This is a genomic window from Nocardia sp. NPDC059228 (assembly GCF_042754245.1).
In the GTDB taxonomy this organism is placed as follows: domain Bacteria; phylum Actinomycetota; class Actinomycetes; order Mycobacteriales; family Mycobacteriaceae; genus Nocardia.
The window spans coordinates 52,184-76,946 of record NZ_JBHZAL010000031.1; the positions used below are offsets into that span (position 1 = coordinate 52,184).

The 24,763-nt window shown below is 65.5% G+C and carries 23 protein-coding genes; 22 read left to right on the forward strand and 1 reads right to left on the reverse strand.

What is annotated here, in order from left to right:
• Window positions 1-1,170: 1,170 nt before the first annotated feature.
• The gene (locus tag ACFXKA_RS33585) at window positions 1,171-2,001 is read right to left on the reverse strand and encodes a helix-turn-helix domain-containing protein (RefSeq protein WP_379430359.1); all 831 of its coding nucleotides are present in this window, start codon (window positions 1,999-2,001) and stop codon (window positions 1,171-1,173) included.
• A 1,540-nt stretch (window positions 2,002-3,541) separates the two neighbouring features.
• On the opposite strand from ACFXKA_RS33585, the gene ACFXKA_RS33590 reads away from it, so the two are divergent.
• From ACFXKA_RS33590 to ACFXKA_RS33695, 22 genes are all read left to right on the forward strand, one after another.
• The gene (locus ACFXKA_RS33590; RefSeq protein WP_379430360.1) at window positions 3,542-4,783 is read left to right on the forward strand and encodes a cutinase family protein; all 1,242 of its coding nucleotides are present in this window, start codon (window positions 3,542-3,544) and stop codon (window positions 4,781-4,783) included.
• Entirely contained in the window at window positions 4,780-5,913 is a 1,134-nt protein-coding gene (locus ACFXKA_RS33595) for a lipase family protein (protein ID WP_379430361.1), read from the forward strand. The genes ACFXKA_RS33590 and ACFXKA_RS33595 overlap by 4 nt, the downstream gene beginning before the upstream one ends.
• A 153-nt stretch (window positions 5,914-6,066) precedes the next feature.
• The gene (locus tag ACFXKA_RS33600; RefSeq protein ID WP_379430401.1) at window positions 6,067-7,500 is read left to right on the forward strand and encodes a cutinase family protein; all 1,434 of its coding nucleotides are present in this window, start codon (window positions 6,067-6,069) and stop codon (window positions 7,498-7,500) included.
• Window positions 7,501-7,866: 366 nt separating this feature from the next.
• Window positions 7,867-8,328, forward strand: coding sequence for a hypothetical protein (locus tag ACFXKA_RS33605; RefSeq protein WP_379430362.1), 462 nt, complete (start codon window positions 7,867-7,869; stop codon window positions 8,326-8,328).
• A gap of 4 nt (window positions 8,329-8,332) precedes the next feature.
• Window positions 8,333-8,989: a hypothetical protein gene (locus ACFXKA_RS33610; RefSeq protein WP_379430363.1), complete on the forward strand. Its 657-nt coding sequence runs from the start codon at window positions 8,333-8,335 to the stop codon at window positions 8,987-8,989.
• A 2-nt stretch (window positions 8,990-8,991) separates the two neighbouring features.
• On the forward strand, window positions 8,992-9,285 hold the full coding sequence (locus ACFXKA_RS33615; protein ID WP_379430364.1) for a hypothetical protein: 294 nt from the start codon (window positions 8,992-8,994) through the stop codon (window positions 9,283-9,285).
• Window positions 9,286-9,412: 127 nt separating this feature from the next.
• Entirely contained in the window at window positions 9,413-10,339 is a 927-nt protein-coding gene (locus ACFXKA_RS33620) for an alpha/beta fold hydrolase (RefSeq protein WP_379430365.1), read from the forward strand.
• Window positions 10,333-10,569, forward strand: a complete 237-nt coding sequence (locus ACFXKA_RS33625) for a hypothetical protein (protein WP_379430366.1) — start codon at window positions 10,333-10,335, stop codon at window positions 10,567-10,569. The genes ACFXKA_RS33620 and ACFXKA_RS33625 overlap by 7 nt, the downstream gene beginning before the upstream one ends.
• A 20-nt stretch (window positions 10,570-10,589) precedes the next feature.
• On the forward strand, window positions 10,590-11,231 hold the full coding sequence (locus tag ACFXKA_RS33630; RefSeq protein ID WP_379430367.1) for a hypothetical protein: 642 nt from the start codon (window positions 10,590-10,592) through the stop codon (window positions 11,229-11,231).
• Between the two features lie 19 nt (window positions 11,232-11,250).
• Entirely contained in the window at window positions 11,251-12,057 is an 807-nt protein-coding gene (locus tag ACFXKA_RS33635; protein WP_379430368.1) for a hypothetical protein, read from the forward strand.
• The gene (locus tag ACFXKA_RS33640; RefSeq protein WP_379430369.1) at window positions 12,054-13,493 is read left to right on the forward strand and encodes a hypothetical protein; all 1,440 of its coding nucleotides are present in this window, start codon (window positions 12,054-12,056) and stop codon (window positions 13,491-13,493) included. The genes ACFXKA_RS33635 and ACFXKA_RS33640 overlap by 4 nt, the downstream gene beginning before the upstream one ends.
• Window positions 13,490-14,965: an SCO6880 family protein gene (locus tag ACFXKA_RS33645; RefSeq protein WP_379430370.1), complete on the forward strand. Its 1,476-nt coding sequence runs from the start codon at window positions 13,490-13,492 to the stop codon at window positions 14,963-14,965. The genes ACFXKA_RS33640 and ACFXKA_RS33645 overlap by 4 nt, the downstream gene beginning before the upstream one ends.
• Window positions 14,966-15,018: 53 nt before the next feature.
• On the forward strand, window positions 15,019-16,671 hold the full coding sequence (locus tag ACFXKA_RS33650) for a hypothetical protein (protein ID WP_379430371.1): 1,653 nt from the start codon (window positions 15,019-15,021) through the stop codon (window positions 16,669-16,671).
• A gap of 3 nt (window positions 16,672-16,674) precedes the next feature.
• Entirely contained in the window at window positions 16,675-17,790 is a 1,116-nt protein-coding gene (locus tag ACFXKA_RS33655; protein WP_379430372.1) for a C40 family peptidase, read from the forward strand.
• Window positions 17,791-17,921: 131 nt separating this feature from the next.
• Window positions 17,922-18,338, forward strand: a complete 417-nt coding sequence (locus tag ACFXKA_RS33660; protein WP_379430373.1) for a hypothetical protein — start codon at window positions 17,922-17,924, stop codon at window positions 18,336-18,338.
• Window positions 18,339-18,358: 20 nt separating this feature from the next.
• Window positions 18,359-18,892 (forward strand): hypothetical protein, encoded by a 534-nt coding sequence (locus ACFXKA_RS33665; RefSeq protein WP_379430374.1) that lies wholly within the window; start codon window positions 18,359-18,361, stop codon window positions 18,890-18,892.
• On the forward strand, window positions 18,859-19,878 hold the full coding sequence (locus ACFXKA_RS33670) for a hypothetical protein (RefSeq protein WP_379430375.1): 1,020 nt from the start codon (window positions 18,859-18,861) through the stop codon (window positions 19,876-19,878). Before ACFXKA_RS33665 ends, ACFXKA_RS33670 begins: the two co-directional genes overlap by 34 nt.
• Before the next feature lie 61 nt (window positions 19,879-19,939).
• The gene (locus ACFXKA_RS33675; protein WP_379430376.1) at window positions 19,940-20,815 is read left to right on the forward strand and encodes a hypothetical protein; all 876 of its coding nucleotides are present in this window, start codon (window positions 19,940-19,942) and stop codon (window positions 20,813-20,815) included.
• Window positions 20,812-21,789: a hypothetical protein gene (locus ACFXKA_RS33680; protein WP_379430377.1), complete on the forward strand. Its 978-nt coding sequence runs from the start codon at window positions 20,812-20,814 to the stop codon at window positions 21,787-21,789. The genes ACFXKA_RS33675 and ACFXKA_RS33680 overlap by 4 nt, the downstream gene beginning before the upstream one ends.
• Before the next feature lie 76 nt (window positions 21,790-21,865).
• A complete protein-coding gene (locus ACFXKA_RS33685) occupies window positions 21,866-22,771 on the forward strand; it encodes a hypothetical protein (protein WP_379430378.1) in 906 nt (301 codons plus the stop codon).
• 55 nt (window positions 22,772-22,826) lie between these two features.
• Window positions 22,827-23,762, forward strand: coding sequence for a hypothetical protein (locus tag ACFXKA_RS33690; protein WP_379430379.1), 936 nt, complete (start codon window positions 22,827-22,829; stop codon window positions 23,760-23,762).
• Between the two features lie 49 nt (window positions 23,763-23,811).
• A complete protein-coding gene (locus tag ACFXKA_RS33695) occupies window positions 23,812-24,750 on the forward strand; it encodes a hypothetical protein (protein ID WP_379430380.1) in 939 nt (312 codons plus the stop codon).
• Window positions 24,751-24,763 lie beyond the last annotated feature (13 nt).

Sequence of the window (24,763 nt, forward strand, 5' to 3'; positions counted from 1 at the left end):
TGGGTTCATGGAACAGAGCTGAGGACTTGATGCGCCAGCCGTATGCTGAAATGTGTTGTGCGTGTTGAAGTTGGTTGTAGGTTCTTCTCTTCCAGCTTCAGGAACCTCAGAAGGCTGCGCTGATAGATCGTCCGAAATCGCTCTTCGATTCGGGGTCGGCATTGTCCAGTCCCACAGCGATCTGACCGCAGGCTCTGGGTGACTCAGCTATGCGACGGGAACCTGTTGCTGAGCGCTGGCGGGCTTCCTGGCCAAAATCCCTCCCGCAGGCCCCAATCCGCGGACGTGACGGATTCCTTCGCTCGATGGGCCTGATGCATCGACCATGTGGCCATGCCTGCGGGGTGCACTACACCCGCAGCCGCCAATCGACACTGGACGGTGTGCGTGTCGCAGATCACTGCTGGCGCCACAACTGGGGTGGCGAATGTAGTGTCTGGCCGTCAAACATGCTGAGTGTGATCAACATGGGCGATTACCCCCGAGCGAGCCCCAGGCTGATGCACTTCGGTCCTGGGGCTCGATTGGGTATGTCACGCGACAGTGAACGGGGGTTCCAACGGGCCGGGTCGCTCCGCGTGTCAGACGGTGCTTGGTGGTGTGCAACGGTTCTCGTCGAATCGTAGATCGCTTGGACAAGGTCGCGCTGGGTCGCATTCTCACCACGGGAGACGATGGCCGGGGATCGTCCTGTTATAGCTCGTACCGGAAGGTCGGGACGAGACGCCCGCGACCGAGGACGAACCGGTTGGGGGTGCACGATCTCGTTCTCGGTTGTGCTGGTTAGCAATTCGGCGCGGGGTTCCGTGGGCAGGTCCGGTATCGGGTCTGCCCCTCGGCGGCGCTGCGGCGCTGCACTGTGTCGACCAGCACGTCGGCAATAGTGGTCACGACCGACGTGCTGGTCGGCAAAATCCCGACACAATTGTCTCAGCCGGTTGATAGCGCACTGGGTATCGCCTGCGATTGGGGTGGGGATCCACCGCGGGCTGATCAAGTCGCACCCAAGCGACGGTTACCCAAGCTCGAGTGCGAATCGCCCTTGCGAAGTTTGTTATCGCGAGCTTTTGCTAGCGGCATAAATGTCCGGCAGCCCCTGAGCCTGGGGTAGCCCTTGTGGCGCTCGACACATTAATGTCTATTGTGCATCGGGCGCTATCGCGGACTGGGCTAAAGCGGGTCGGTGACGTTTTGCCTGTACGCATAGCAGACGCGGATATCGCGGGTGTCTGAGATCTCGGCGATATCGATACTGATGGAGTACGGATCGCCTGTGTCGAGGTCGCGCAGGTGGGCCAGTTCGTTGGGATGGCGCGCGTAGTCGACACGGATACTGCTGCTCCATATACGACGGAAGTCGCGATCGCGTTTGAGGTAGTCGAAGAAAGCTTTGACACGGGGGTTGGTGCGGTAGCGGCCGAAGGCGCCGCGGAGCATCGCGACGTGGAAGAGAGCCTCCTGCTCCCATTGGAGTGTCACGTTCATCGCCGGGCGGGCATTCTTGTGGGTGCCGAAGAACCACTGGGCGACGTTGCTATTCGCCTGATCGACACCCGGCAGGGCGCGACGGAATGATTCGTTGGCGGACAGGACATTCCATAGCGGATCTGTGTAAACGCAGATCACACCTGTTCTATCCAGCTGGTCGAGCGTCTTGATCCTGCTTGGCGTGTTGACTCGGTCGCGGAGCTCACCTACTGAGGGGAGCGTAGCTGGAGGCTGCCAGAGCTCGAGGGTGTGGCGAGCCTGCATGGCGTTCATGCCGTAGCCGGCGATCAATCGATGAATCATGTCTCGTCCGGGGATGTACCCGCGATCGATCTTGGCGATGTAGTCCTTGCTGATGTGGGTGAGTTCTGCCGCTTCCTCTCGGGTGAGGTGGCGGTCTTCCCTGACCCGTTGTAGCCAGGCGCCCAGGCTGGGCATCTGGATGTCGACTGGCTTCTTGTCGTGTGTGGTAGGCGGTTGCCGGCGGAGATTTCTTCCAGGAGCTGGACTCATGTCCTCTCCCCCCGTTCTGCGGTCGTGGTTCATCGCAAGGCGAACTGCGTTTTGAATGGCTCAACTCCCCCTTGAGTCGGGACCGTTCCTACCAGGGCGGGGTGGTCCCGGCAACGAGGATTTCGCCATCTGGATTGCGGGGCGTTTGCGATTGTGGCAGCAGTGTTGGGGGTCGTCTAACCGTGTCCGATCCATCCGTTGCGTCGAACGAATAATTTCCTTACCAGTTGGATCAACATTGCCTGCGTATTGGTCGCGAGCTCGATGGTAAGAATGTTATTTGGTAAATCCCTTACCATCTTCAGGTGTGGCGCGACGCTGTTTTCGAGGTTTTGATGAGGTTGCAAGTGCAACCGTTGAGAAAGGGAACCTCGTGGATCCGATGTCTATTCTGTCCTATCTGAATCTCGGCTCGTCGATCGCGTCGAATGGTCTGAGCCTCTTGACTCAGCTTGTTTCGATCGTGGCGTCGTTCCTGTAATTCCCGACTCTGCCTGACGGCGGTCCTGGCTGCAAAGCTGCAGCCAGGATGCCCGGCATGAGGGATTTCGAGCAATGCGCGATTTGGCGCGAAGTCATCTCTTCTCCTGATGAAGGGTCTATTCGGAATGCAAATTCCCGAGAATCACGACGCGTGCGATCGGTGGTCAAGGATGCGCCGAGCCCGTGGGGAGCGCATCCGTGCGGTGTCTACGTCGGCGAGGCCGATCATCGTCCGCTGCGGGCGCATCGTTATCGCAGGCGTCGTACCGGTCTCGATAATGCTGACTGGGTCCAGCCACGCCGTCGGCGCCGCGCCCGAACAAATCTCTGATCAACCCGGTGTCACCAGTCCTTCGCAGCCAGGGACGGTGGCCCCGGCCGCCCCACCCGCACCATCCAGTGACCAGCAGGCCCAGCCCGACCGGGGTGCCCAGCAATATCCTGAGCAACCTCCAGAGGTGCGCAATGGTCCGTCGCTGAGGCCTCAGCCGTCCTCGGACCCTGCGCCGCAGGTTGATCTGCAGGATCTGCACCTGCCGGAGCCGGTACCGCCGGTAGCGCCTATTCAGCCGCCGGACAACACAATTCGTGTCGGTGAGTGGCAGACCCCCTCGCCCGACTGGATGCCCACAGACGTGCGGGACTGGATCAACACGACAGCCGCTGATGGCGAGGCGCAGGTCGCGACAGCTTTGGACTCCGTCGGAGTGCCTGCCGGACGCTCCGACCGGGTCAGCGGCGCAACACTGGCCGGTGCGGGCATCGGGGGTGCGGCAGGGGCGGTCATTGCCGGAGGCCCAGTTGCCGCGATCGGCGCGGTCGTGGGTGGCCTGGTCGGTGGCACAGTCGGCGGAATCGCTGGTGCCGCAGTCGGAACCCTCGTGCCGGTTCCCGTCGTGGGAACGGTCACTTCCGGTGTTTTAGGGACCGCGATCGGAGCGGCGGCGGGTGCCGCAGTCGGTGCCGCCGTGGCGGGCATCCCTGTGGCCGTGGTCGCGGCGATCGCTGGCGGCAGCGTCGGAGCGGGATTCGGGGCCGGAGTCGGAGTGGGGCAGCCATGAGCAAACGCGCATTGCGCATGGCAGGCGGCGCAATGACCTTGGTGTGTGGCGCCGTGCTGGTCGGTGGATCGGAAACCGCGGTGGTGCAGGCAGTCCCGATAGGACCTGGCTGCCCGGCCCTGTACATGCTCGGCATCCAGGGGACAGGCCAATCGTCGCCAACCGCGGATCCGACCGCGGACAGTGGAGTGGTCGGTGCGTTACTCGGGCCGGTGATTGCGACGGTTCCAACGCTGGTGCAGCGCAGTTACATTCCGTACGACGCGGCTTTCGGTGGTGCGGTGCCCGGCGGCGGCGTGGACCCCTACGTGACTTCGGTCAACGATGCGCTGGCTGGGCTTGATAGTGCCGCAGTCCAGGTCGTGGCGACGTGCCCGGCTACGATGCTGGCAGCGGTCGGGTATTCACAAGGCGCGCAGGCTGTCGCAGAGTTTGCGCGATCGGTCGGTTCAGGCAATGGTCCTGTCCCGGCGGAGCGGATCGCTGGAATCGCGCTGTACTCCAACCCGACTCGCCCTTCCGGCGCTCCCGTGTTCCCTGGGCGACCAGGGCAATCGGTTCCGGACCCTGCCCCTGGCACCAGCGGTGCGGCAGTGTCTGGAGTCCAAGTCACCAGTTCCGCCTTTGTCGGTGGGGGGATTGCCGATGATGACGCGACCTATGGCGCGCTGGCAGGCCGTGTCGCTGACATCTGCGTCGACGGTGACTTGGCGTGCTCGGCACCGGATAACGCGGCCTTACTTCGTGCCGGTGCCGAACTCGCCGCCCAGGCCGACCTTCGCGATCCGATCGCAGCAGTCGGGTCGATTCAGTCTCTGCTCTCGGCAGCCCTTGGAGACGCCTGGACAGAATTTGTACTCAACGACTTTCGTGTCCAGCCCGAGGCCGTCGACTACCTGCCGGCCGAGAGTTTGTCCCAACGGCTAATCGACGCGGCCGACCCACGCGTTCCCCGCCCATCATCCGACGATGTCGCAGCAGCCGCCGGGCGCTGGGGTGAGATCACGACGGCTGTCACGGTGGACCCGGTTGCCCTCTTGCCGAAGCTGGCAGCTCAGCTATCAGCGGCCTGGGGGCAGTTGATAGCTAATAACAGCGACCTCGTGAACCCGGCTGTGTGGATTCGATTCGGCGACACTGTCTCTCGTCACAACGGTTACGCCGTGACCGGCCAGATGACCTCGGGCATCGCCTGGTTCATTGCTCTCGCCCGTGACATTGCAGGGAGCCGGTCATGACTGAGTTCTATGCACCGCTGGTTGTGGCGGGCGATCGACGCCCGGGTGAGCTCGTGCGGATCGAGAGGACTGCTGTCCGACATTTGCCCGATGCGACAAACGCGTGGCGAATCGTCTACGTGTCCAGCGACTCTCGCGGTGAGCCGATCCCGGTCTCGGGGATCGTGATCGCGGCGGGCACGGCCGCCTCGTCGACTCCGCATCCGCTGGTGGTGTATTACCCAAGCTTCCACGGACTCGGCGGCCAGTGCGCGCCGTCGCAACAATTGCTGACCGGGGACGAACCCCTCGACCACATTCAGGCAGCTCTGGATCGCGGGTGGACGGTGGCTGTCCCCGACGGCGAGAACCTCGGCATCACCGGGCTCGGACCGCACACCTTCCTCGCCGCCCGCGCAGCCGGTCAGGTCACTCTCGATCTGGCACGGGCATCCCAGGCGATACCGGAAGTGGCGCAGTCGAATCCGGGGCAAGCGCCGATTGTCTTGTGGGGGTATGCCGATGGTGGGCGTGGTGCAGTGTGGGCAGCAGAACTGCACCAGGAGTACGCACCGGAGCTCGACCTGCGCGGAATCGCAGCCGGCGCCGTGGTGACCGATCCGGGCGCGCTGGTCCGGTCCGCACACCGTGGTCCGTGGTTGGCGCTCACATTGGCCGGGATGATCGGGCTCTCGCGGGCCTACCACCATCTCCCGCTGCGCCATGTACTGACAGAAGACGGCCTCCATGTTGTGCGGCACGCTGAAAACCTCAGCGCAGCACAGCTTCTCGAACAGTATCGACAGCCATTGGAACGCTGGTGTCAGCGTCCGGATCCCTGGAACGACGCCATCTGGCGCTACGTCCTGACCCGCGAAAGCCGAGCCCACGCCGCAGCGCCCTCGGTGCCGGTTCACCTCTATCACGGCACCCACGATCGGGTTGTCCCGGTCGAATCGGGCGGTGGATTGTTCACCGAGTACCGCAGGCGCGGTGTGGACGTCACCTGGCGCGAATACGACACCAACCACTTCCGCACAGCCACCGACAGCACGTCCGACGTGGTCGCACATCTCAGCGGATTCCTGGGGCGCCCTGCGCCGAGTCGACGCGCCAATCCGGCCGACCGGTCGCCGACCGATCTTCGCTAACACCGAGAGCCATCCAGCAACCCGCCGATAGACCAAGAACCGAGGTGAATTGCCATGCTGCACAAGACACCCCACCTGCCGACTTCGGGCAGGAGTGTGGCTGCCACCGCAGTCGCATTCCTGCTGGCGGCGCTGTGTGGGACCCGCGGTGAGATGACGACATCGCAAGCCGACGTGCCACTGAACGGCGACTGCCCGGCCTTGTACGTATTCGGCGTCCAAGGAACCGACGAAGGCCCCGCCGATGCTGCGCCCACCACCGACACCGGAGCACTCGGGCAGTTCTTCACTCCGCTACTGGCCCAGGCCGGCGACACCGTGCAGCGCTCGTACATCCGATACGGCTTCGCCGACGACGGCACCGAAATCGCCTACCCGCAGGCCGTGACTGATGCGACACAACTTCTCGACAAGGATGCCGCAGAAGTCATCGCGCGATGCCCAGCCACACGCGTGGCCGCCGCCGGATACGGGCAAGGTGCCGCGGTAGTCTCGGCCTTCGCACACACCGTCGGCGCAGGCACGGGCACCGTGGACGCCGACAAGGTGGCCGGGATCGCTCTGTTCGCTAATCCCACCCGCGGCGACCAATCCGTGCTGCCCGGTCGTCCAGGGCAATACACGCCCACTGCCGCACCCGGTACCTCGGGTGCCGCCGTTTCCAAGATCGCGCTGACCGATACCGGCAGCGGGGGATCGGGCATCGATAGCAGCACTGCAGTCGATTACGGCGCACTGGCCGGCAGGGTCGCCGACTTCTGCACACCTGGCGATCTCACGTGCGACTCCTCGACAGATACGCCATTGACGAAGACCGTGAAAAATATTGCAGCACAGTCAGATACGAAAGATCCCATTTCGGCGATCTCCATGATCGCGCAAGCGCTGGCCGCGACGATCTGGAAAACGACGGTCGGTGTGGTCACCGAAGATCTGTCCGGCACCAGCCTGGACCAACTGTCCTACCAGCCGACGAAAACTCTGGGGCAGCGGCTGGCCGAAGCATCCGACCCCAGCACGCAGATGCCGGGAATCAGCGACGCACTGTCGGTTCTGTTCCGGCTCGGCACGATCGGGCTCAACACCGTGGTGTCGATCGCACAGAAGGTATTCACGACCACAACCATCAGCGAACTGGCCACAGTAGGGCTGACCGATCCGGTCGCCGCCCTGGCAACCCTGGGTACCAAGATCGTCGGCGCCGTCGCGGAGCTGATCCCTCCACAGACCGCATTGGGGTGGGTGAACCAGGCGTTCACCGCCATCACCTCCACCGTCACCAGCACCAGCGATCTGTACAACCTGGCGACCTACACCCAATACAGCGACACCGCCGGACGTCACAACTCCTACACCAGCGCCTCCACCGATTCTTCTGGCACCGCTCCGCTCTCAGCTGCCGCCACGTGGTTCACAGCGCTGGCCCGCGATATCGCCGCGACGAACCCCGCTACCTCGCTACCAAGGCCGACTACCAGCGCGACCACTCCTTCACCTGGACCGCCGTCGCCCGGACCTGCCCCGTTCTCCGGCTCTTCGACCGTGTCGACGACCCCACCGACCCGAACCGGTACGCCGGTTCCTTAGACCCCTTCGGGGCGGACGGCGGTCTCTGCGCCAGAGAGACACCAGATCCGTCCCTCGCGGGCCGTCTCCCCGAAGGGCCCCACCCGTTCCATTCCACGAACTCGCAGGAGGTGAACCTCGATGCCCCACGACAATTCCACCGATACCCCCAAGCGAATTGACGACGAGTGGGGCTGGCTCGACGACAAACCACCCATCCCGTTGCCCACCACCACAGAGGCTCAACGATCTGACCGCGAAGCCGAATGGAGCTGGCTCGATGGTGACTCGAATAGCGGGGCGTCCAGCGCGATGGAGCGAGGAAGGCCGGGCAGATCGGCTCGCCGGTGGATCGGACCAGTCCTGAGTGCCGCTGTCGCAGCGATCGTGATCGCGACGGCTGTCCTCGCGCTGCACTCCCCGATGGAGCCGTCAGCAGCGGTTTCGCAGACGGTCGGGCCGACCACCACCCCGGCCGCGGTGCGCAGCGATGCCTGCACCGGACTGTCCGCGCCGACGATCACCGATGGAGCAGGTGACACAACCAGTGTCGCGGGGGTCATCGCGGCCTTCGAATTCGCGTACTACCACCAGCGTTCGGCCGACGCGGCAATGCGGCTGCTGGCACCGGACGCCGGGATCGCGCTCGAACCACTGACAGCTGGCATTGCATCCATCCCCGCCGGAACCACGCATTGCGTGGGGATCACACCGATCACTGACAACACGGCCGACGTCCACCTGGTGGAGCTCCACCTCGACCGGACTCGCACCGACTACCTACAGGTGATCAACCTCCGCCGCACCGGGACCGGACCGCTGATCTACAACATCCAGAAGCAGGGATAACACCATGCACGCCAACGTTATTCGCCTCCACGACACCGACCGTGCCGAACCCAGCCGACTGGATCCGGAAACGATCACCACACCTGCTCCTGAACAGCAGGCTTCGGTTCGGCTGGCTCCCCTGCCCACAACGGGGCCCTATCCGCCCTTGTTCGCGGTTCTAGGCGCGCATGGCGGCGCCGGCGCCTCCACACTGGCGCATTGGTGGGCGCATTCCGCCGATTCTGGGGTGGCGTGGCCCGCGTCGGCTCGCACCACCCAGCGAGTGATCGTCGCTGCGCGCGACTGCATTCCGGGGCTGGCTGCGGCCGCGGACCGGCTACGCGAATGGCACGCGGGACTCGCCCCAGCAGGGGTCACCGTCCTGGGTCTGGTGGTGACCGCCGCCCGCCCCGGCCGAGTCCCCGCTGCGGTCCGCCGCTACCGACGCATCGTCGAGGATCTGGTGGACGGTGCGATCTGGTCGATCGAGTGGCATGAGGAACTAATCGTCTGCGAACTCGACGAACTCGCACAATTCGCGCCCACCGACCCTCCACCGCCCCGACGAGCCCACCTGACCACAGCCGTACCGATAGATGTGCACCGAGCAGGCACCGCAATCACCGCTCGGATCGCCGCGTCCCGACATCCGCTCTCGCCCGAACCGTCGGGAACCTGACGATGACGACTTCACAATTGCTCACCGACACCATCGCCCCACTCGCGCAGCAGGTGAACATCACCCCGGAGCAGCCACCCGGTGCCAATGGCCTGATCAAGATCGTGAACTGGCTGTCATGGTTCGTGATGCTGGCCGGAATCGCCGCGCTCATCTACGCGGGCGGCAAATTCGCGTGGGAGCGCTGGCATGGCGGTGCGGTGGAAGCTCCCAAGATCGTCCTCGGCGCCTTGGTCGGCGGCATCATCGCCACCAGCGCCGGAACGATCATGACTCAAATCACCAGTGCCAAATGACGACAACTCGTGAAGACAGTTGGCGGCCAGCGCATCTCGTCAGCGAGCCGTCGCCCAGGTTGCGTCGCACAGGTTTCCCGCCCGGTCAGCCTTCTTCTCGACCCCGATCAATGAGGACCAACCCCCTATGACTGCGATCGATCGTCAAACCCTAACCATCTCGACATCCGACGACCTACGACTTGCTGCCACCCGGTTGGGTGCGCCGACGGCACCAGCAACCGTCATCTACGTTCACGGGCTACTGTGCGACGGCACCTACTGGGAACCGGTCAACGAAAGCCTGCACAGCCGCCTCGGCGGCGAAATCACCCAGATCACCTACGACCAGCGTGGCCACGGCCTCTCGGACCGACCCGACCGCCGCACCGCCACCACCCTGCGCCACCTGGTCGACGACCTCGACGCCGTCCTCGCCCACGCCACCGGCGAAGTCGTGTTAGTCACCCATTCCGCGGGATCACTCATCGCCGCCGCCTACGCCCAACACCACCCCGCTCAGGCCGCGGCCCTGTCCGCGCTGGTGATCTTCGGCGGAGCTGCTGAATTTCCCGAATTCCCCGGTCTGCCACGGCGTTACCGTGACCTGCCGCGGCATATGCAACGGATCCGGCACACCTGTTTGGACAGCATGGTGGCGGCAGCGATTGCTCTTGCAGAACAGCGATTCCGGAGAATGAGCCGACGCCTCGGATCCAGAGCGCACCTGATGTGCGGCGCGCGCCGCGGTGATCCGCGAGTGATCGCCGACGTGATGGCCGCCTACAGCAATTTCGCTCTCGACAGCGAGGCGGCCGCGGTCCTGCGCAGCGTCCCAACGTTCGTGATCGCGGGGGAGCGCGATCGAATCGTTCCACCGGCCCAATCGGTACGCCTGGCCGACAAGATCTGGGCTGATTACGAACTCGTGCCCGACGCGGGGCACTCCTTCCCACATGCAGAGCCGGACCACGCTGCGGAGGCGATTCTGCACGCCCTCGAGATCGCCTACAGAAACGAGGTCGACCGAACCGTCACCGAACCTGCAACCCAGGGAGCTGAAGGGCCATGGTGAGCGCGAAATCTCTTCCCCCACAAGTCACTCAGTACCTCTATCCGATGCTGGGGTGGCTCGCGTGGATGGTGCTGCTCGTGTGCATCGCCCGCACCATCTTCCTCGCCGGCCTGCTGGGAATCCGCGTATATCGCGACGAAGCGACCGAAGGACTGGCCGGCTCACTCCTCGCCGCAGCCCTGGTCGGCTCGGCCAGCGGGATCGCCGCGGCGCTATTCCCGACCCATTGATCACACCACCGGGAGTTCGGATGAACCATCCACCATCGACACTCACCTCGAGAGCCACCCTCTGGGCGGGTCTCCTCGGACGGTGCATCCTGCTGGCAGGTTGCAGCCAGCCCACGACGACCAGTGTCGTTCAACCCCCGTCTGAGATCGTCAATCTGGAATCGCGGCCAACCAATCTCAAAACAACCCTGTTCCAGGGGATTTCACTTCCCGTTGCCGATCAGGGGCCGCATAGTGCGTCAGGCGCAGTGGCCAGCGGATTCGATCGCAATCCGATCGGGGCTTCCCTCGCGGCCGTCCAGACGACAGTTCGAATGTCGGTAGCGACCGACAGCCAATGGGTTCTAGTCGGCCAGCAGATGCTGGCGCCGGGCCTCGGACGTGACGCCTGGGCTACAGCCCGATCTCAAATCTCCATTACGGACCCCATCGCCGTCAACGCACCGAAGATCGCTGGCTACCGCGTCGTGAACTACACCCCAGATCACGCCGAGATCGCCATCTACACCATCGAGTCGGACCACTCGATAACCCGCAACACCGCCACCGTCGTCTGGCAGATCGGCGACTGGAAGCTGCTCCTTCCCACGCAACCTCAATCCTCGCCCGTGACCACCGTCGCCGAGCTGCCGACCAATCTCATTGCCCTGCCGCTCCAATGACATTCAGGACGCGTCTGCCGTGAACCTCCAACGCCTAGGGCCGCTGCTGCCGATCAGCATCGCCGTCGTGATCGTGACCGCCACTGTTCTCGCCGCCACCCACCACCGCAGCCACGCCAGCCACGCCTCGTCGCCTCCAGGTGAGGTAGCCGCGTCGTCAGCGGGCAGCGCCGTCACCACATCAATCGTCTCGGGATTGCCGACAACCGACATTTTCGGAAACCGGCTCGAGGTGCCGGCCGATCCGGCCGGCGTGCCGCTCGCGCAGGACCCGACGTCGCGACCTAACCCAGGCCAAAGCGACTATCTCACGGTCGCCCCCAATCGCTTGCAATGGCAGCGTGGGTGGGGAGGCGCAGCGTTGCCGGTCTCTGGCAGCGATGGCCCTGCCGCCGTCGATAGCGGCGTGGCGTCAGGGTTTGCCGAAACACCGCAAGGTGCCGCTCTCTCGGCCTGCGACGCCATCGCTCGCGCCTTCGCTGCACCAGATGGCGTGTGGCAAAACGTCATTCGATCCCGCTTCCGCGGCGGCGAGGCCGCCCTTATTGCCCGAATCGGCAAGAGTCGCCTCGAAACACTGAATGCGGCCACCTATCTCGTCGTCCCCGAGGGCATACGGGTTCTGCCGGGCTATCGCTCGGATTTCGCGGTGGTGCAAATCGCAGTCCGAGCCAGCACCGGCTGGGCATTTGCCAACTGGCCCATGGTGTGGAGCGACGGCGACTGGCGCGTGCGGGTGCCTGATGACGTCGAATCCCTTTGGCAGTCAGCGGTTCCCATCAGTTCACTCACCGAGTTCGGAAACTGGAAAGGAGCACCGTCATGAACCACTGGGTCACCCTCGCGGCACCCGCCGCCGAGACCGGGCCGCTGCGTGATTCACCTGGCCAGATCCTGTGCAACCTGCCGAATGTTATCGGCGCGGTATGCCAGCTGAAGAACCTTGGAGAGAAGGCCGCAGGGTCTGCGGCAAACTCGGTGTTCGACAACATCGCCAACAACTTCGGCGATGCGCTGGCCCTCTTTATCCGAATGGCGCTGACCTGGTGGGTCAATCTGCCTTCGTCGCAACTGGCGTCGAGCACCGGTGAACCAGGACCGGCACTGACTTCGATCCGCGACTACACCAGCGGACTGCAAGTGCTGTTGATGATCGCAGGCATCTTCTTCGCCGCCGCGCGACTGGCGATGGCCAAACGGGGCGCAGTGGCCGGTGAAGCGCAAGAGAGCTTCTTGATCTTCGCCCGCGCAGTGTTCGCCTCGATGATGTTCTCGGCCCTGATCACCATGGGGACCAAGGCAGGCGATGCCTTCAGTAATTGGGTGATCTTCGACGCGACCAGGAACGACCTCAATGGTGCGGTGTCGCGGCTGGTGGACCACGACCTTCGCACTGATACCGGATTGGGTTCTGCCGTCCTGCTGTTGCTCGGTCTGCTGGGCTTGATCAGCATGCTCGCACAGCTGGTGATGCTGGTCGTCCGGCAAGCCGTCCTGATCCTCGTCGTGGCGGCTATCCCCTTGGCCGGCGCGGCCGCTGGAACTGGTCCCGGCTCGCAGGCCTACAAGCGAATGTTGTCCTGGGCGTTGGCATTTGTCCTGTGGAAGCCGGTAGGGGCACTGGTCTATGCCATCGCCTTCACCGCCGCGGGCAGCGGCAACGGCGATCAGCAGGACACGCAGCTGGTTCTGCTGGGCATGCTCTTGCTGCTGTCGGTACCTATCGTGCTGCCCGCGCTGATGCGGCTGATCGCGCCCGCGGTAGCGACCTTGGGAGGCGGCGGAGGCGCGGCGGCCGCACTGGCCGGCGGCGCGTTCGGCGTGGCGATGGGATCGCTCGGCGGCGGGGGATCGAACGCCCGCAAAGTCTCCGAAGGAGACAACGACGCCGGTGGGGGACCCGCAGGTGGTGGTCCCGGTGGCGGACCACCGCCCCCATCTCCGCCCGCCGGTGGAGGCGGTAGGCCGATGCCAGGAGGCGGGGGAGGGTCCGGGGGCAGAGATGGAGCGGGTGCGTCGCCAAATGGTGGGGCCTCGACCGGAGCATCCGGAGACCAGGCGCCAGCCGCTGGCCAAACCGGTGGTTCGACCGCGGCTGGAGGTGCCGCCGCAGCAGGTCCCGCCGGAGCGGCAGTGATGGCAGCGCAGGGAGTGAAACAGGCCGTGCAGCAAGCCGGTACGGCTGTCGACGACACGTTCCGTGAGGCCACCGAGTCCGGCTGGGATGCTGACGCACCAGGGCCCCAGGAGGTGCGGCGATGACGTCCGCGCGCATGTACGGGCGATGGGAGAAGCCCCGCTCGGCCGGATTCTTCGGGATGACGTGGGGGGTGAGCATGCTGGGCCTCGGATTGGTGATCGTGATCATGCTGACCTTCATGCTCACCCGCTCACTGGCCCTCACCGGGGCGGCTATCGGGTACAGCGTAGCGGTTTTCACTCCCTTGGTGATAACGATCAATGGTCGGACCGGGTGGGAATTTGTCGTTCTGCGTGCGCAGTTCGCGCGGGCACGCATGCGCGGCGAGCTGGAGTACCGGGCGGGTCGATTCTCTCGGATTCCCGGGATCGCGAAATTACCTGGCTTGCTGGCGGACTCGCGGCTGTCGGAGTACGAGACCCCGGGTGGTCGACGGTTCGCGCTGATTCATATTCGCCGCACCGATCACTACTGCGTGGTGCTGCGGGTCCTGCCGCGCGGCAAAGAGCTCGTCGATCAAGCCCAGATCGACGCGTGGGTCGAGGACTACGGGCAATTCCTGGCTGCGCAGTCACGCGGCGGGGAAGTCGTGGCGGTGACCTCCGTGCTGGACAACATCGTCGAAACCCGGCTCAAACAACGCCGTGAAGTCGCTCGGCTCGTCCGTCCCCAAGCACCCCAGTTCGCGAAAACGGTGATGCGCGAAGCCGCCACCGATATCGGCGGTCTGGGAGTCCGCATCGAAGCCAGGATCGCGATCACCTACCGCGCCATCGGCAAAGGACGCATCCGACGCGACACGGCCGAACAAGCTCGCGAGATCGGGCAACGCCTACAAGGAGTGCTGTCCCAACTCGCACGCGCCGGGCTTCCCGCGACACCCCTGGAAGGGTGGGAAGTCCTGGGCCTGGTGCGGTCACGCTACGACGTGGCCTCGCAACGCGATATCGAGGCCGCCGGGCGCGAGATTCTGCGAACCCAATCATGGGACAGTGTTGGCCCCGTCGCCCACGCCGACCGCTGGGACCATTACGTGCACGACGGTGCACGGTCGATCACCTGGGAAATGGACGCACCACCGCGGGGTGCGGTGCTGGAGACGGGTCTCGAGGAACTTCTGCGTCCGCGCCCCGACGTGCCACGCAAACGCGTCGCGGTCATCTACCGGCTGCACTCGGCAGCCGAAGCGGCAGACCTCGTCGACTCCGACTACAAGGACGCGCTGGCCGCCGAGCAGACCGAACGCGGGATCGCTTCGGCGTCAGCGTCGATCCGGGTCGACAACACCCGCGCCGCACGCCAAGAACAGGCCCGCGGTGCCGGTCTGACCAGATTCGGTGCCCTGATCACCATCACCGATTCACTCGACGGAGATCTGCCTGGCATCGAGGCGTCGGTGCGAGCGATGTCGGCAGCGGCTCGACTGCGAGTGCGCCGCTGCTACGCAGCCCAAGCCGCCACCTTCGCCGCCAGCCTGGGCATCGGCCTGATCCTTCCCGAACACGTCTCCATCTCCAAACGGATGTCGGCATGACCGCACGCAAACACACCGACCAAACAGGCCGGACAGTCCGCGCCCCGAGGACGATGACGATAGGTGGGATCCGGATCCTGACACCGCAGGCCCGGCTGCGTGCCGAAGCTGCTGCAGCGCAGCGCGGATTGCGCGGACTACCGGCACGATGGGCGCTCTCGTCTGACGACCACCGCCGCGCGAACGCCCAACGCCGGGTCGGTGATGAGCAGGACACCGACTACCACCGGCCATTGGCGACCCTCACCGACCGCGGATATGAGGGTCTTGGTGGTGGACGGGCGTCGGTGGTGCCTGCGATGCCCGAATGGCGGTCCACTACCGTGCAGGTCGCTGGGCTGTGGCCGTTCTCCGTCGGTGCCGCCGCACCCACCGTGGGCACGCCGGTCGGCACGCATTACATCACCGGCGCCCCAGTGCATTTCGACCCGATGTCCTGGTTCCTGCGCGGCTACATCACCGCCCCCATCGCCTTCGTTCTGGCGCTCAACGGATTCGGAAAAAGCTCCCTGATCCGCCGACTCGTCACCGGGTCGGTCGCAACGGGGGAGACCGTGCTGTGCATGGGCGACACAAAGCCCGACTACCGCGACCTCGTCGAAAGGCTCGGCGGACAGATCATCGAACTCGGCTACGGATACAGCAGCATCAACCCCCTCGCGGTCGGCGCACTCGGGTCGGTGATCGATCGCCTACCTGCCACCGACTTGCGTCGCCGCGTCGCCGCCCGCGTCGAGGCCGGCCAGATCACCATCGTTGCAGGCCTCGTCGAACTCGTCCGCGGCTCCCGGATCGCGGACTACGAGGAGACCCTCATCGCCGCGGGACTGCGCGAACTTTATAGCCCTGCAGGAGGATTCACAGCCGCGCATCCGCCTTTGCTGTCGGATTTGCTGGCTGTCATCTCCGACGGAGCCGATCGACTACGGCAGTTCGCCGAGGAGGACGACAACGCCTCCTACCGGGCGAGTACCAAGATGCTGAGGCGTTCGCTGCGTGCCCTGATCGAGGGGCCATGGGGCGAGATCTTCGATCGCCACACCAGCACGCCGATCAACCTGAACAGCCCAGCGGTGTGTGTGGACGTATCGCGCATCCCGGAAGGCGACACCAAACTCCTTGCCGCCGTGCTCATGACGTGCTGGAGCGAAGGATTCGGCGCGGTCGCCGCCGCGCACGCCCTCGCAGACGCCGGGCTGGCGCCGGCGCGCACCTTCGGCGTCGTGATGGACGAGATCTGGCGGGTGCTGGGCGTCGGTGAATTCATGGTCGACCGGGTCGACGCACTCACCAGACTCAACCGTGTCCTGGCCTGCTGGCTGATCATGTGCAGCCACACCATCAAAGACCTCGCCAGTTTGAAAGCCCTCGGGTTCTTCGAACGCGCACGCGCCAAGATCATCGGACCCGTCGGCCCGGACGAAATAGAACGCATCCGATCCACGGTGTCGATCACCGAGACCGAGAAGCTGCTGGTCACCTCCTGGGCCGCGCCGCGACCACCGACCGACGACGGCCTCGACGGTTCGACAGTGCGCGAAACACCGCCGGGCACTGGCTGTTTCCTGCTCAAGACAGGCGAGGCCGCCGAGCCGGGCATCGCGTTCCGGATGACCTTCACCCCGACCGAACGACAATCCGACATCCACAACACCAACAAGCGTTTCGATCACCTCACCACCGAATCCCGGGGGGTTGGGCAGTGATTTATGAACCTGTCGAAATCAACAGTAGCGGTGGTTCTTTCGCTTCCTGTGTTCCTGATCCTGTTGTTCGTGGTGCTGATCGGCGCGGTACCCACGTCGACGTGTGCTGGCTCGCTGTCAGGGAGTGGGTTGCAGGGTGCGACCGGTGCCTCGATCGACGGACTGACCGAAGCACAGCTGCAATTGGCGCGCAACGGCGTCGCGATCGGCACACAACGCGGCGAGCCGGACACGGTCATCCTCGCCGAACTGGCGGCCCAGGCGACCGAGTCGACGCTGCGCAATCTGGCGAATCCGGCAGTACCGGAATCGTTGAATTACGGCAACGACGGGCTCGGACACGACGGCGACTCAGTAGGCCCACACCAGCTTCGCGTCAGCGTCTGGGGATCGGTCGGGATCGCGACGCTGATGAACCCGATCTACCAAATCAACTGGTTCTACGACCGGACCGACCGAATCATCGGCCGCGACCGGATCTCGCCCGCCGACCTGGCGCAGGCCGTCGAGGTGGCCAACGTCAACGCCTACGCCGCACAACTGGATCTCGCCCGACGGCTCTACACGGAATTCGCGAACATCGACCCGGCATCGATGCCGGCAGCTCAGGCCGGGCAACCAGCGACAGGATGCGGATCGAACGGAGCCGGTGCGCCACTGGCCGCTGGGGCCAGCGAATTCGGTGCAGCGATCATCCGGGCGGCGGAGAAATGGATCGGCACACCGTATGTGTGGGGTGGTGGCGACCAAGCCGGGCCGACCGACGGCGGATTCGACTGTTCCGGACTGACGCTCTACGCCGTCTATCAGGCATCGGGCGGCCGGCTGCGGCTGCCGCACTTCACGCAAGGCCAGCAAGATCACCCCGACGCGCAAGCCGTGCCGTTCGACCAGCGCCAGCCCGGAGACCTGATCTTCTTCACCTCGCCGGGCGAGACCAGCTCTCACCACGTCGCCATCTACTACGGCCGCAACAACCAAGGCCAAGACCTGGTCCTGCACGCACCACAGAGCGGGCAGACCGTCACCATCGCGCCGCTGTGGGGCGGCGATCACCTCGACGTCCGCCGCTACTCGCTCCCGTCCGACTCGGGTACCAGCGAAGGGAAAAGCCTGTGACACAAGACAACATACATCGATCCGGCGGACCCGACCGCGGCGAAGGTGAGCAGTTCGGGTCTGGGCCCGCCGACCCGGAAGACGGCAACCTGGTCGTTCGGGGAGGGAAGATCACGACCCCCGAAGAGCGAATGGCGGCCCTCGCTGCCCGGGGACCGTATCTTGTGCTCTGGACCGCGGCGACGCTGCGAACCTTCACAGTGTGCCGGCCGGACAGAACGGTCATCTGGCATTCTCGATTCCACGCCGATCTGGTCATCGACAACGAGGTCGAAGCGGCGAAAGTCGGTGCACTACAAGCGATCTCGATCGCAGCGCGGGCGCGTGAAGAGTGGGGTGCGGACGTAGCCACGCTGCGGCTCACCGTGGCGCGGGCCGGCTTCGACCGAAGTGCTGTCGACGCCGCGGCGATCGCTAGCGGTCTGATTCTGGATCTCGCTGTCGACGCGATCGGTAATCCCGCGCTGGGTCATCCGCCCGAACGGTGGGTCAACTGGTGGACCCGTGATCTCGGCACGCTCATTCACAATCCCCAGGGGCTCAGATGATGCCCGGGACCGCTGGCAGGGTGGCGGTCACCGCAGGTGGATGCATCCTTCTCGTTGCGCTCGAGGCGTGCGGACAGAGCCGATTCGCCGAACGTGAATCAGGTGATCTGCCCTGTACAGCAACATTTTTCGATCCGCCGTTCGATCATGTGGATCCGTGCTCGGCGGAGCAGGTGGCCGTTGCCGCGGTGGAGACGGTATTCACCTACCGGCCCAGCGAACAGGCCGACCAGGGGTCTTCTGTCAAGGCGGCGGCACCGCTGTTGGACGTCGGACTCGCGGCCCGCTCGGTGACCAGCGGTACGGTCCTGACCCCGATCACCGGTTCTCAATGGCAACGGTGGCGCAGCCTGGGCATCGCGGTCGTCGCCTCGGTCCGACTCGGCGAGGACGACCACCTGATCGATACCCACACCACGTTCGCGAGGGTAGCCGGCGTCACCCTGCATCCCGGAGACGAGACCGAAACGATCCTGCTCGCAGCCTTCGTCCGAGCCAGTCGACCGGATTCCTCAGCGGGATGGCGCATTTCGGCATTGGAGGTGAGGACGTGAGTGGCGGCGACCCTGTCGATGAGGGCGGGCAGGCGGTCCGGACCGGGTTCGTGCAAGCCATGCAAACCGCGGCGATGACGATGAACCTGCTGCAACGCCGCGGCGTCGAATCGCGATCGGCCGCCGAGTTCGAGCGCCGTGCTGAGGAAGCTGACACCCGGCTGCAGCAGAACCGGGAGGTCCATGACCTGAAGGTGGCCGGCTACCAGACTCGTCACACCAACGAGTCCGAACTCCACACGCTGGAAACACAATTCAAGACACGCCAGATCGAACGCGCCGAAGAACTGCACATCCTGGAACGCCGGATCAAGGAGCGGATCATCGAACGTGGCGATGCCGACCTGGACCGTCGTGCCGCTGACAGCGCGGCCGAACGCGCGAACATGGATGAACTCCATCAACTCCAGCGCCAGAATCTGATCAACCGCGGCGCCTGGGAAGAACAACGCCACGATCTCGACGTCGAGTACAAGCAGCTGCTGATCGAGATCCGGCGTCGTGCAGCGGGTTTCACCGAGACCCTCAACGCCCAGGACCGTGACCACGCGGCCGGAATGCGTTCGGCCGCGGCCTACGCTGCCGCCCACAGTTCCGCCGATCTGTCCGAGACACACCGCTCGCATGCCGACGCCTTCGACGAGCGACTCACCGAAGACACCGGCGTGAGCGCGACCGACATCCTCGACGCACAGCCAGACGATATCGGTCCGGGTACCGAGATGACCCCTGCGGTTTTGCAGGCGACTCGCGGCCTGACCGACGAGCTGAACTTCTACATCGTCGTCAACCACGCCGCGCAACCCGACACCAACAGTCCGGCCGACGAGATCGTGGACGGCAGCGTGATCGGAGCAGCGATCGAGGCGGCCGACGTCATCGATGTCGCGGTCGTCGAAGAACCCGGTGCGGACCCGGACCCGGTTGTGCCGCCCGAGGTGACGGCGACGCCGCCGACAGCGCCGGACCAGGGGATCGAGCCATGACCACGAGTCCAAGGGCCGCGCGCCAGCCGTATGCGAGGGCTTCGTCGGTCGGGAGCAGGCGATGAGCAAGCCGACCCGGATGCAGATGAAAGTCCTCAAGGCCGTTCATGGTCAGGCCGCGATGGCGCGGGTGATGCAGGATCGCGCGAAGGCCCGGCAGCAGGCGACGGGCAACCCGCCGCCGAGTTCGTGGTATGAGGATTTCCACGGACATGCGCTGCTGCGTCAACAACTCGAAAATGCCGCCGCAGCAGCGGCGATCCCGACGGCGTGGGTCCAGCAGTGCCGCCATCGCGGTGATCTCGGGATGCGATGGCGAGCCGATGTGCACTGGCGTGACCCGGAGCGGGTCGACCGAGAACAGTCGTTGGCCGAGCTCGAACAGCAGGTCCGGCGTGTACAGGAGATGGCGGCTGTGGCTGCCATGTACGGGGAGCGTGGCGCGGGCGCCGAGGTCGGCACCGCGCAACTGTTCGACCGCAAGTTGCGGGTGCTGGCCCAGCACGCCCGCGCCATGGCCAGCGTGCTCGACCTTTCAGCCGAGGAAGCCGACCGGCTGTGGGGAGAACGCAGCTGGGCATCAGCCACCGCAGCTGTGCGGGATCTCGATGCCGCCGCGCTCGTGAAGCGGTGGCGAGCCCACGCTAGTGCCGACACAACCGATTTCGCCCTGCAGGTCAAAGCGCTCGGTGGCGTCGGCCTGCCACCGGAGCGCGGCGTGTGGGAGCGGCTGACTCCGGCCCACATGATCGAGGAGGTCCGAACACGGCTGTCAGCGACTCCCCGCGAGCCGGGGGCGGAGCCGCAACCCGGCGCGCAGATCGGCGAAGCGATCGACGCCGCGGGAATCCGTAGCGACGCGAGCACCTCGCTCGAACTCGACACCATCCCGGCGCCGGCCCCGGCGGCCGAAACAACGCCGGGAATCGAACCATGAACGAGCCTCCAGACCAGATCCGCACGGCGCCAGCAGAACTGGCTGCTCCGAGCGCCACGCAGAAGGTGCTGTTGCGGGAAATTCAGAACACCGCCAAACAGTGCGCGGACCTGCTCGAGGCCCACCGCATCGTCGGTGAGGTCACCGGCACCCTCGCACCCCAATCCTTCTACTCCGTCTATCAGCGTCACGTGGAACGTGGCCGGGAACTGGAGGCCATCGCGCGGGCCGGTGGCGTGCCGCAGAATTGGATCGCGCATGTGCGCGGCAAGGGCGAACAATCGATCAGCTGGCACGATGCCCGCAAGTACTGGCCGGCCCCGCAGCCTGTCGACCGCGACGCGTTGATCGCCGCGCTGAGTGCGGAGGCGCGGGCATTGCAGACCGCGCTCGCGGTCGCGGCCACCGGCAGGATTTTCGGTGCCAGCGGTGAACGGCTCTGGCCTGTCGGTCAATTGAGCCGCGTGATGGCCGCGTCCTGGGAACGCATCGCCGGTGTCGGGTTGCTGCTCGATCCCAGCGCGGCGGAACGAGAACAAATCTGGCCGAGCGGCCCTGAATGGGCATACACCACCGTCACCGCGGTACACGACTGGGACGACCGATCGCTCGAGCACTGGCGTGACACCGAATTCAGCAGGTACGCAACGGCTTCAGAGCAACCAACGCCTATCTCGGACCTGGCCGGGTTGGTGTTGACCGACCACGAGCTGATCGTGGCGCCCTTGTCGGAGCTGGCCGACCTCGCCGGGGCCGCGCACCGGAGCCTGGGCCACCCCACCGAGCACTTCGTCGCCGACAGGCCCGTCCACGCCGGCCCGATCACATCGGTGCACGGGCAGGTCATCGCTGACGCCGTTGCTGCGGCGGCCCTGGATCGGCAACGGCCCGCGGCTTCGGGGCTCGACGAGATCGCCACACAGTCAGGTGAGTGTGTGCGCCCATCGCTGGAAACGCAGGGACCGGACCCCTGACTTCCCGGGCGCTCTGGGGTGATCGATCGATGAAAACCAGTGCATTGCATGGCAGTACAAGTCGAGAGGACTTCTCATGACCGAACCGAATCCGCCTACGGCGATGACGGGGGAGCCGCGCTGGCGGCTGCGTGTGCTCGATCGGATTCAGAACCTTGCCGCGGATCGTGTGCGTGTTCTTCAGCAGGGATATCAGATCACCGGCATGAACGGGGATGCTCAGGTGCTGGCGTGGCGGACCCAGCTGCACCTGCTGGCCGACGCCCGTGCAGAGGTGGAAGCCCACGCCCGCGCGGTGGGCATCGCCGACGCGCACATCGAGGATGCCCGGTTATTGGGGCATCGAGGGTTTCGCGTGTATTCCGATGCGCATGCCGGAAATCCGGTGCGTGACAAGATGATCGACGGTGTCGCCGACGATACCTGGCAGCTGCAGCATATGGCCGCCATCCACATGGTCGGTGCGCTGTGGCCCAGTCCCATCGGCGCTGGGGCGGGTTCGCAGGTGGCCGCTCAATTCGAACGCAACATGGCGGCGGTGTGGATGCGCGCGACCGCGGTCTCGCACGCCATCAGCTTGACCGCCGAGGAATACGCGGGAATGTGGGCCACCGACGTGCCCGGCTGGCAGCGGGTGCTGGCCGCCACTGTCGACACCTTCGACCACGCGGGGTTGGAAGAACGCTGGCGGATCTACGCCTGGCCCGGTCTGGCCGAGGAAGCGCACCGAGACCTGCGCGCGCTCGGCATCGACCCCGCCGAGGCGTTCGCCCCAGACCCTATTCCCTTGCCGCACACCATGTATGAGCAGGCCTCAGCCGCGATCGATGCCGCCGGCCATACCGTCATGGCCCAAGTGATCGATCATGCCATCGACACGGCCCTGCCCACCGAGGCCGAACTGGCGTGGACCACCGAACCGGCCGAGGGTTCCGGCGGATCGGCGCCACCTGTGGATCCCTCCCCTGGGGCCGAGCCATGAGCCGGTGCGCCCCGCGCCGGGCCACACCGCCTGTGAACGCAGGGGGTGGGAAGCGATGACGGAGCCGAACCCGCAGCCCCGCGGGCGGGAGATCCCCGCGGACCAGATCGCGCTGCTGCAACGCATCCAAGGGCTGGCACTGCACAGCGGCCGGTTGCTGCAGGCGATGTACGAAGGTGGCGGTGACGCGCGAACATCGATGCGGGCGATCGCGGAAATCAATGCTGTCGATCGTGACCGGGATCTGACCGAGATCAAGGCTCGCGCTGCGGGTGTCCCGGTCGAGTGGATCGATCGGGTCCGGACTCTGGGGCAACGCGGTTACCCGTGGCGCGAAGACCAGGCCTTGCCCGATCCCGCGCCCCGCGGGTGGCGGCGCACGATTCGGCGGGTCGCCGACGATGTCGAACAGCTCAAGGACATGGCTGCCGTCCACACCGCCTACCTGCACACCCGACCTGTCGGGGAGCCTGTCTCGGAGATGGAGCAGGCGGTGATGCAGCAGTTGCATCGCAACATGGCCGCGTTGTGGATGCGTGCCGGACGTACCGCCGAATCGATCGGCATGAGCGCAGGTGAACGGGCCGTGTTGTGGAAGGTGGCGCCCGAGGAGTGGGCGCAGCGGGTAGGCCACTACCTCGGCGGTGAGGACCTCGGTGAACTCCACACGCGGTGGCGCCGATACGGCGATGCCGCCATCGCGACCGCTGCCCGCAAGTCCCTGGGCAAGTTGCGGCGCGCGGGCGAACACGGCCCCGATATTCCGCTACCGGACATGCCGATGCGCCCGCCTCAGATGCTGCACGAAGCCCACGCCACCGTCGCCGACCTCGACTCCCCGGGCAGCGCGGAGAACACCGCGATCACCACCGCCGTCGAGGCCGCACTGCCGAAGGACCTGACGGCCGACTGGCCCACTCAGGACCACCCACTGCCTGGCACATCTGGGCATGGGAGCGAGCCACACGTGAACAGCGAGCTCGAGCCATGACATATGTGATGCGAATTATGTTGTCGTGTAACACTTGTGGTGGCGTGGGGTGCTCGCGTTGACCGGCCCCGATCGGGAGCCGCCGGCGGTGGCGATCGAGCGGTGGAAGATCGATCTGCTCCGGCAGGTCCACGACTTCGCCGCGGAGTTCCGGCGGATCGACGCTCTCGGGCCCCAAGGCTACGACGGCACCGACGGCGATGCCGAGAAAGATTGGCTCGATCACCTCGACGCGTTGTCCGCCGCGAGGGAAGCGACCGAACGCATCGCACTGTCGGTCGGGATCCCGCAACCCTGGATCGAACGAGCCCGCACCGTCGGTGGCGAATACTCGCCGACGCCCGCACCGGAGATGTCCCTGGAGCCGGTGGGCGAAGCCAAACAGTTCTATCTCGACATGCTCAGCGTCGAGGTGTGGAACCTTCAACGCATGGCGTACGTGGCCGCCGCCCGGGAACTCCGCACCCGCGAGGGCGCCTACGAATTCGGGACAGACCCGGTCTCCGGCACCGCATACCGCAACAACATGCACCTGCTGCACCTGCGGGTCCGCGCACTGGCCGACGCCGCGCAACTGAACCATCACGACGCCGAGAAGCTGTGGGGTGCAACGGAAACCGCTGGACTGCGGCAGGTGACAGCGGTCGCGGTGAACAGCTGGGACAACCTGACCCTGGAATTCGCGTGGCGGCAGTACACGCGACCCAACCCCTCTTCCGCGGTCCCGCCCTACCTCAGTGGTGACGAACACGCCCGACGTCGGCTCGCGCGCAGCGCCGTGAGCCCACCGACGCCCGAGCAGCTCATCGCCGACGCCGCGCACGCCTTGCGCGAGCACCCCTTCCAGCCGCCGGCCCCACACTGGGACATCGAAATCGCCGTCGACGTGGCGCTGCCGGCCGACGTCGGCTGGCATTGGGATCCGCAACCGCCTCCGCCCGACACCGCCGCGAGTCAAAAACCACCTACGCCCGGGCCCGAACCCTGACTCGACCGTGGTC

What these genes read in the sequence shown, in the direction of transcription:
- ACFXKA_RS33585 (WP_379430359.1), bottom strand. Translation starts at nt 2,001, where the DNA reads ATGAGTCCAGCTCCTGGAAGAAATCTCCGCCGGCAACCGCCTACCACA.
- ACFXKA_RS33590 (WP_379430360.1), top strand. Translation starts at nt 3,542, where the DNA reads ATGAGCAAACGCGCATTGCGCATGGCAGGCGGCGCAATGACCTTGGTG.
- ACFXKA_RS33595 (WP_379430361.1), top strand. Translation starts at nt 4,780, where the DNA reads ATGACTGAGTTCTATGCACCGCTGGTTGTGGCGGGCGATCGACGCCCG.
- ACFXKA_RS33600 (WP_379430401.1), top strand. Translation starts at nt 6,067, where the DNA reads ATGACGACATCGCAAGCCGACGTGCCACTGAACGGCGACTGCCCGGCC.
- ACFXKA_RS33610 (WP_379430363.1), top strand. Translation starts at nt 8,333, where the DNA reads ATGCACGCCAACGTTATTCGCCTCCACGACACCGACCGTGCCGAACCC.
- ACFXKA_RS33615 (WP_379430364.1), top strand. Translation starts at nt 8,992, where the DNA reads ATGACGACTTCACAATTGCTCACCGACACCATCGCCCCACTCGCGCAG.
- ACFXKA_RS33620 (WP_379430365.1), top strand. Translation starts at nt 9,413, where the DNA reads ATGACTGCGATCGATCGTCAAACCCTAACCATCTCGACATCCGACGAC.
- ACFXKA_RS33625 (WP_379430366.1), top strand. Translation starts at nt 10,333, where the DNA reads ATGGTGAGCGCGAAATCTCTTCCCCCACAAGTCACTCAGTACCTCTAT.
- ACFXKA_RS33630 (WP_379430367.1), top strand. Translation starts at nt 10,590, where the DNA reads ATGAACCATCCACCATCGACACTCACCTCGAGAGCCACCCTCTGGGCG.
- ACFXKA_RS33640 (WP_379430369.1), top strand. Translation starts at nt 12,054, where the DNA reads ATGAACCACTGGGTCACCCTCGCGGCACCCGCCGCCGAGACCGGGCCG.
- ACFXKA_RS33645 (WP_379430370.1), top strand. Translation starts at nt 13,490, where the DNA reads ATGACGTCCGCGCGCATGTACGGGCGATGGGAGAAGCCCCGCTCGGCC.
- ACFXKA_RS33650 (WP_379430371.1), top strand. Translation starts at nt 15,019, where the DNA reads ATGACGATAGGTGGGATCCGGATCCTGACACCGCAGGCCCGGCTGCGT.
- ACFXKA_RS33655 (WP_379430372.1), top strand. Translation starts at nt 16,675, where the DNA reads ATGAACCTGTCGAAATCAACAGTAGCGGTGGTTCTTTCGCTTCCTGTG.
- ACFXKA_RS33660 (WP_379430373.1), top strand. Translation starts at nt 17,922, where the DNA reads ATGGCGGCCCTCGCTGCCCGGGGACCGTATCTTGTGCTCTGGACCGCG.
- ACFXKA_RS33670 (WP_379430375.1), top strand. Translation starts at nt 18,859, where the DNA reads ATGGCGCATTTCGGCATTGGAGGTGAGGACGTGAGTGGCGGCGACCCT.
- ACFXKA_RS33675 (WP_379430376.1), top strand. Translation starts at nt 19,940, where the DNA reads ATGAGCAAGCCGACCCGGATGCAGATGAAAGTCCTCAAGGCCGTTCAT.
- ACFXKA_RS33680 (WP_379430377.1), top strand. Translation starts at nt 20,812, where the DNA reads ATGAACGAGCCTCCAGACCAGATCCGCACGGCGCCAGCAGAACTGGCT.
- ACFXKA_RS33685 (WP_379430378.1), top strand. Translation starts at nt 21,866, where the DNA reads ATGACCGAACCGAATCCGCCTACGGCGATGACGGGGGAGCCGCGCTGG.
- ACFXKA_RS33690 (WP_379430379.1), top strand. Translation starts at nt 22,827, where the DNA reads ATGACGGAGCCGAACCCGCAGCCCCGCGGGCGGGAGATCCCCGCGGAC.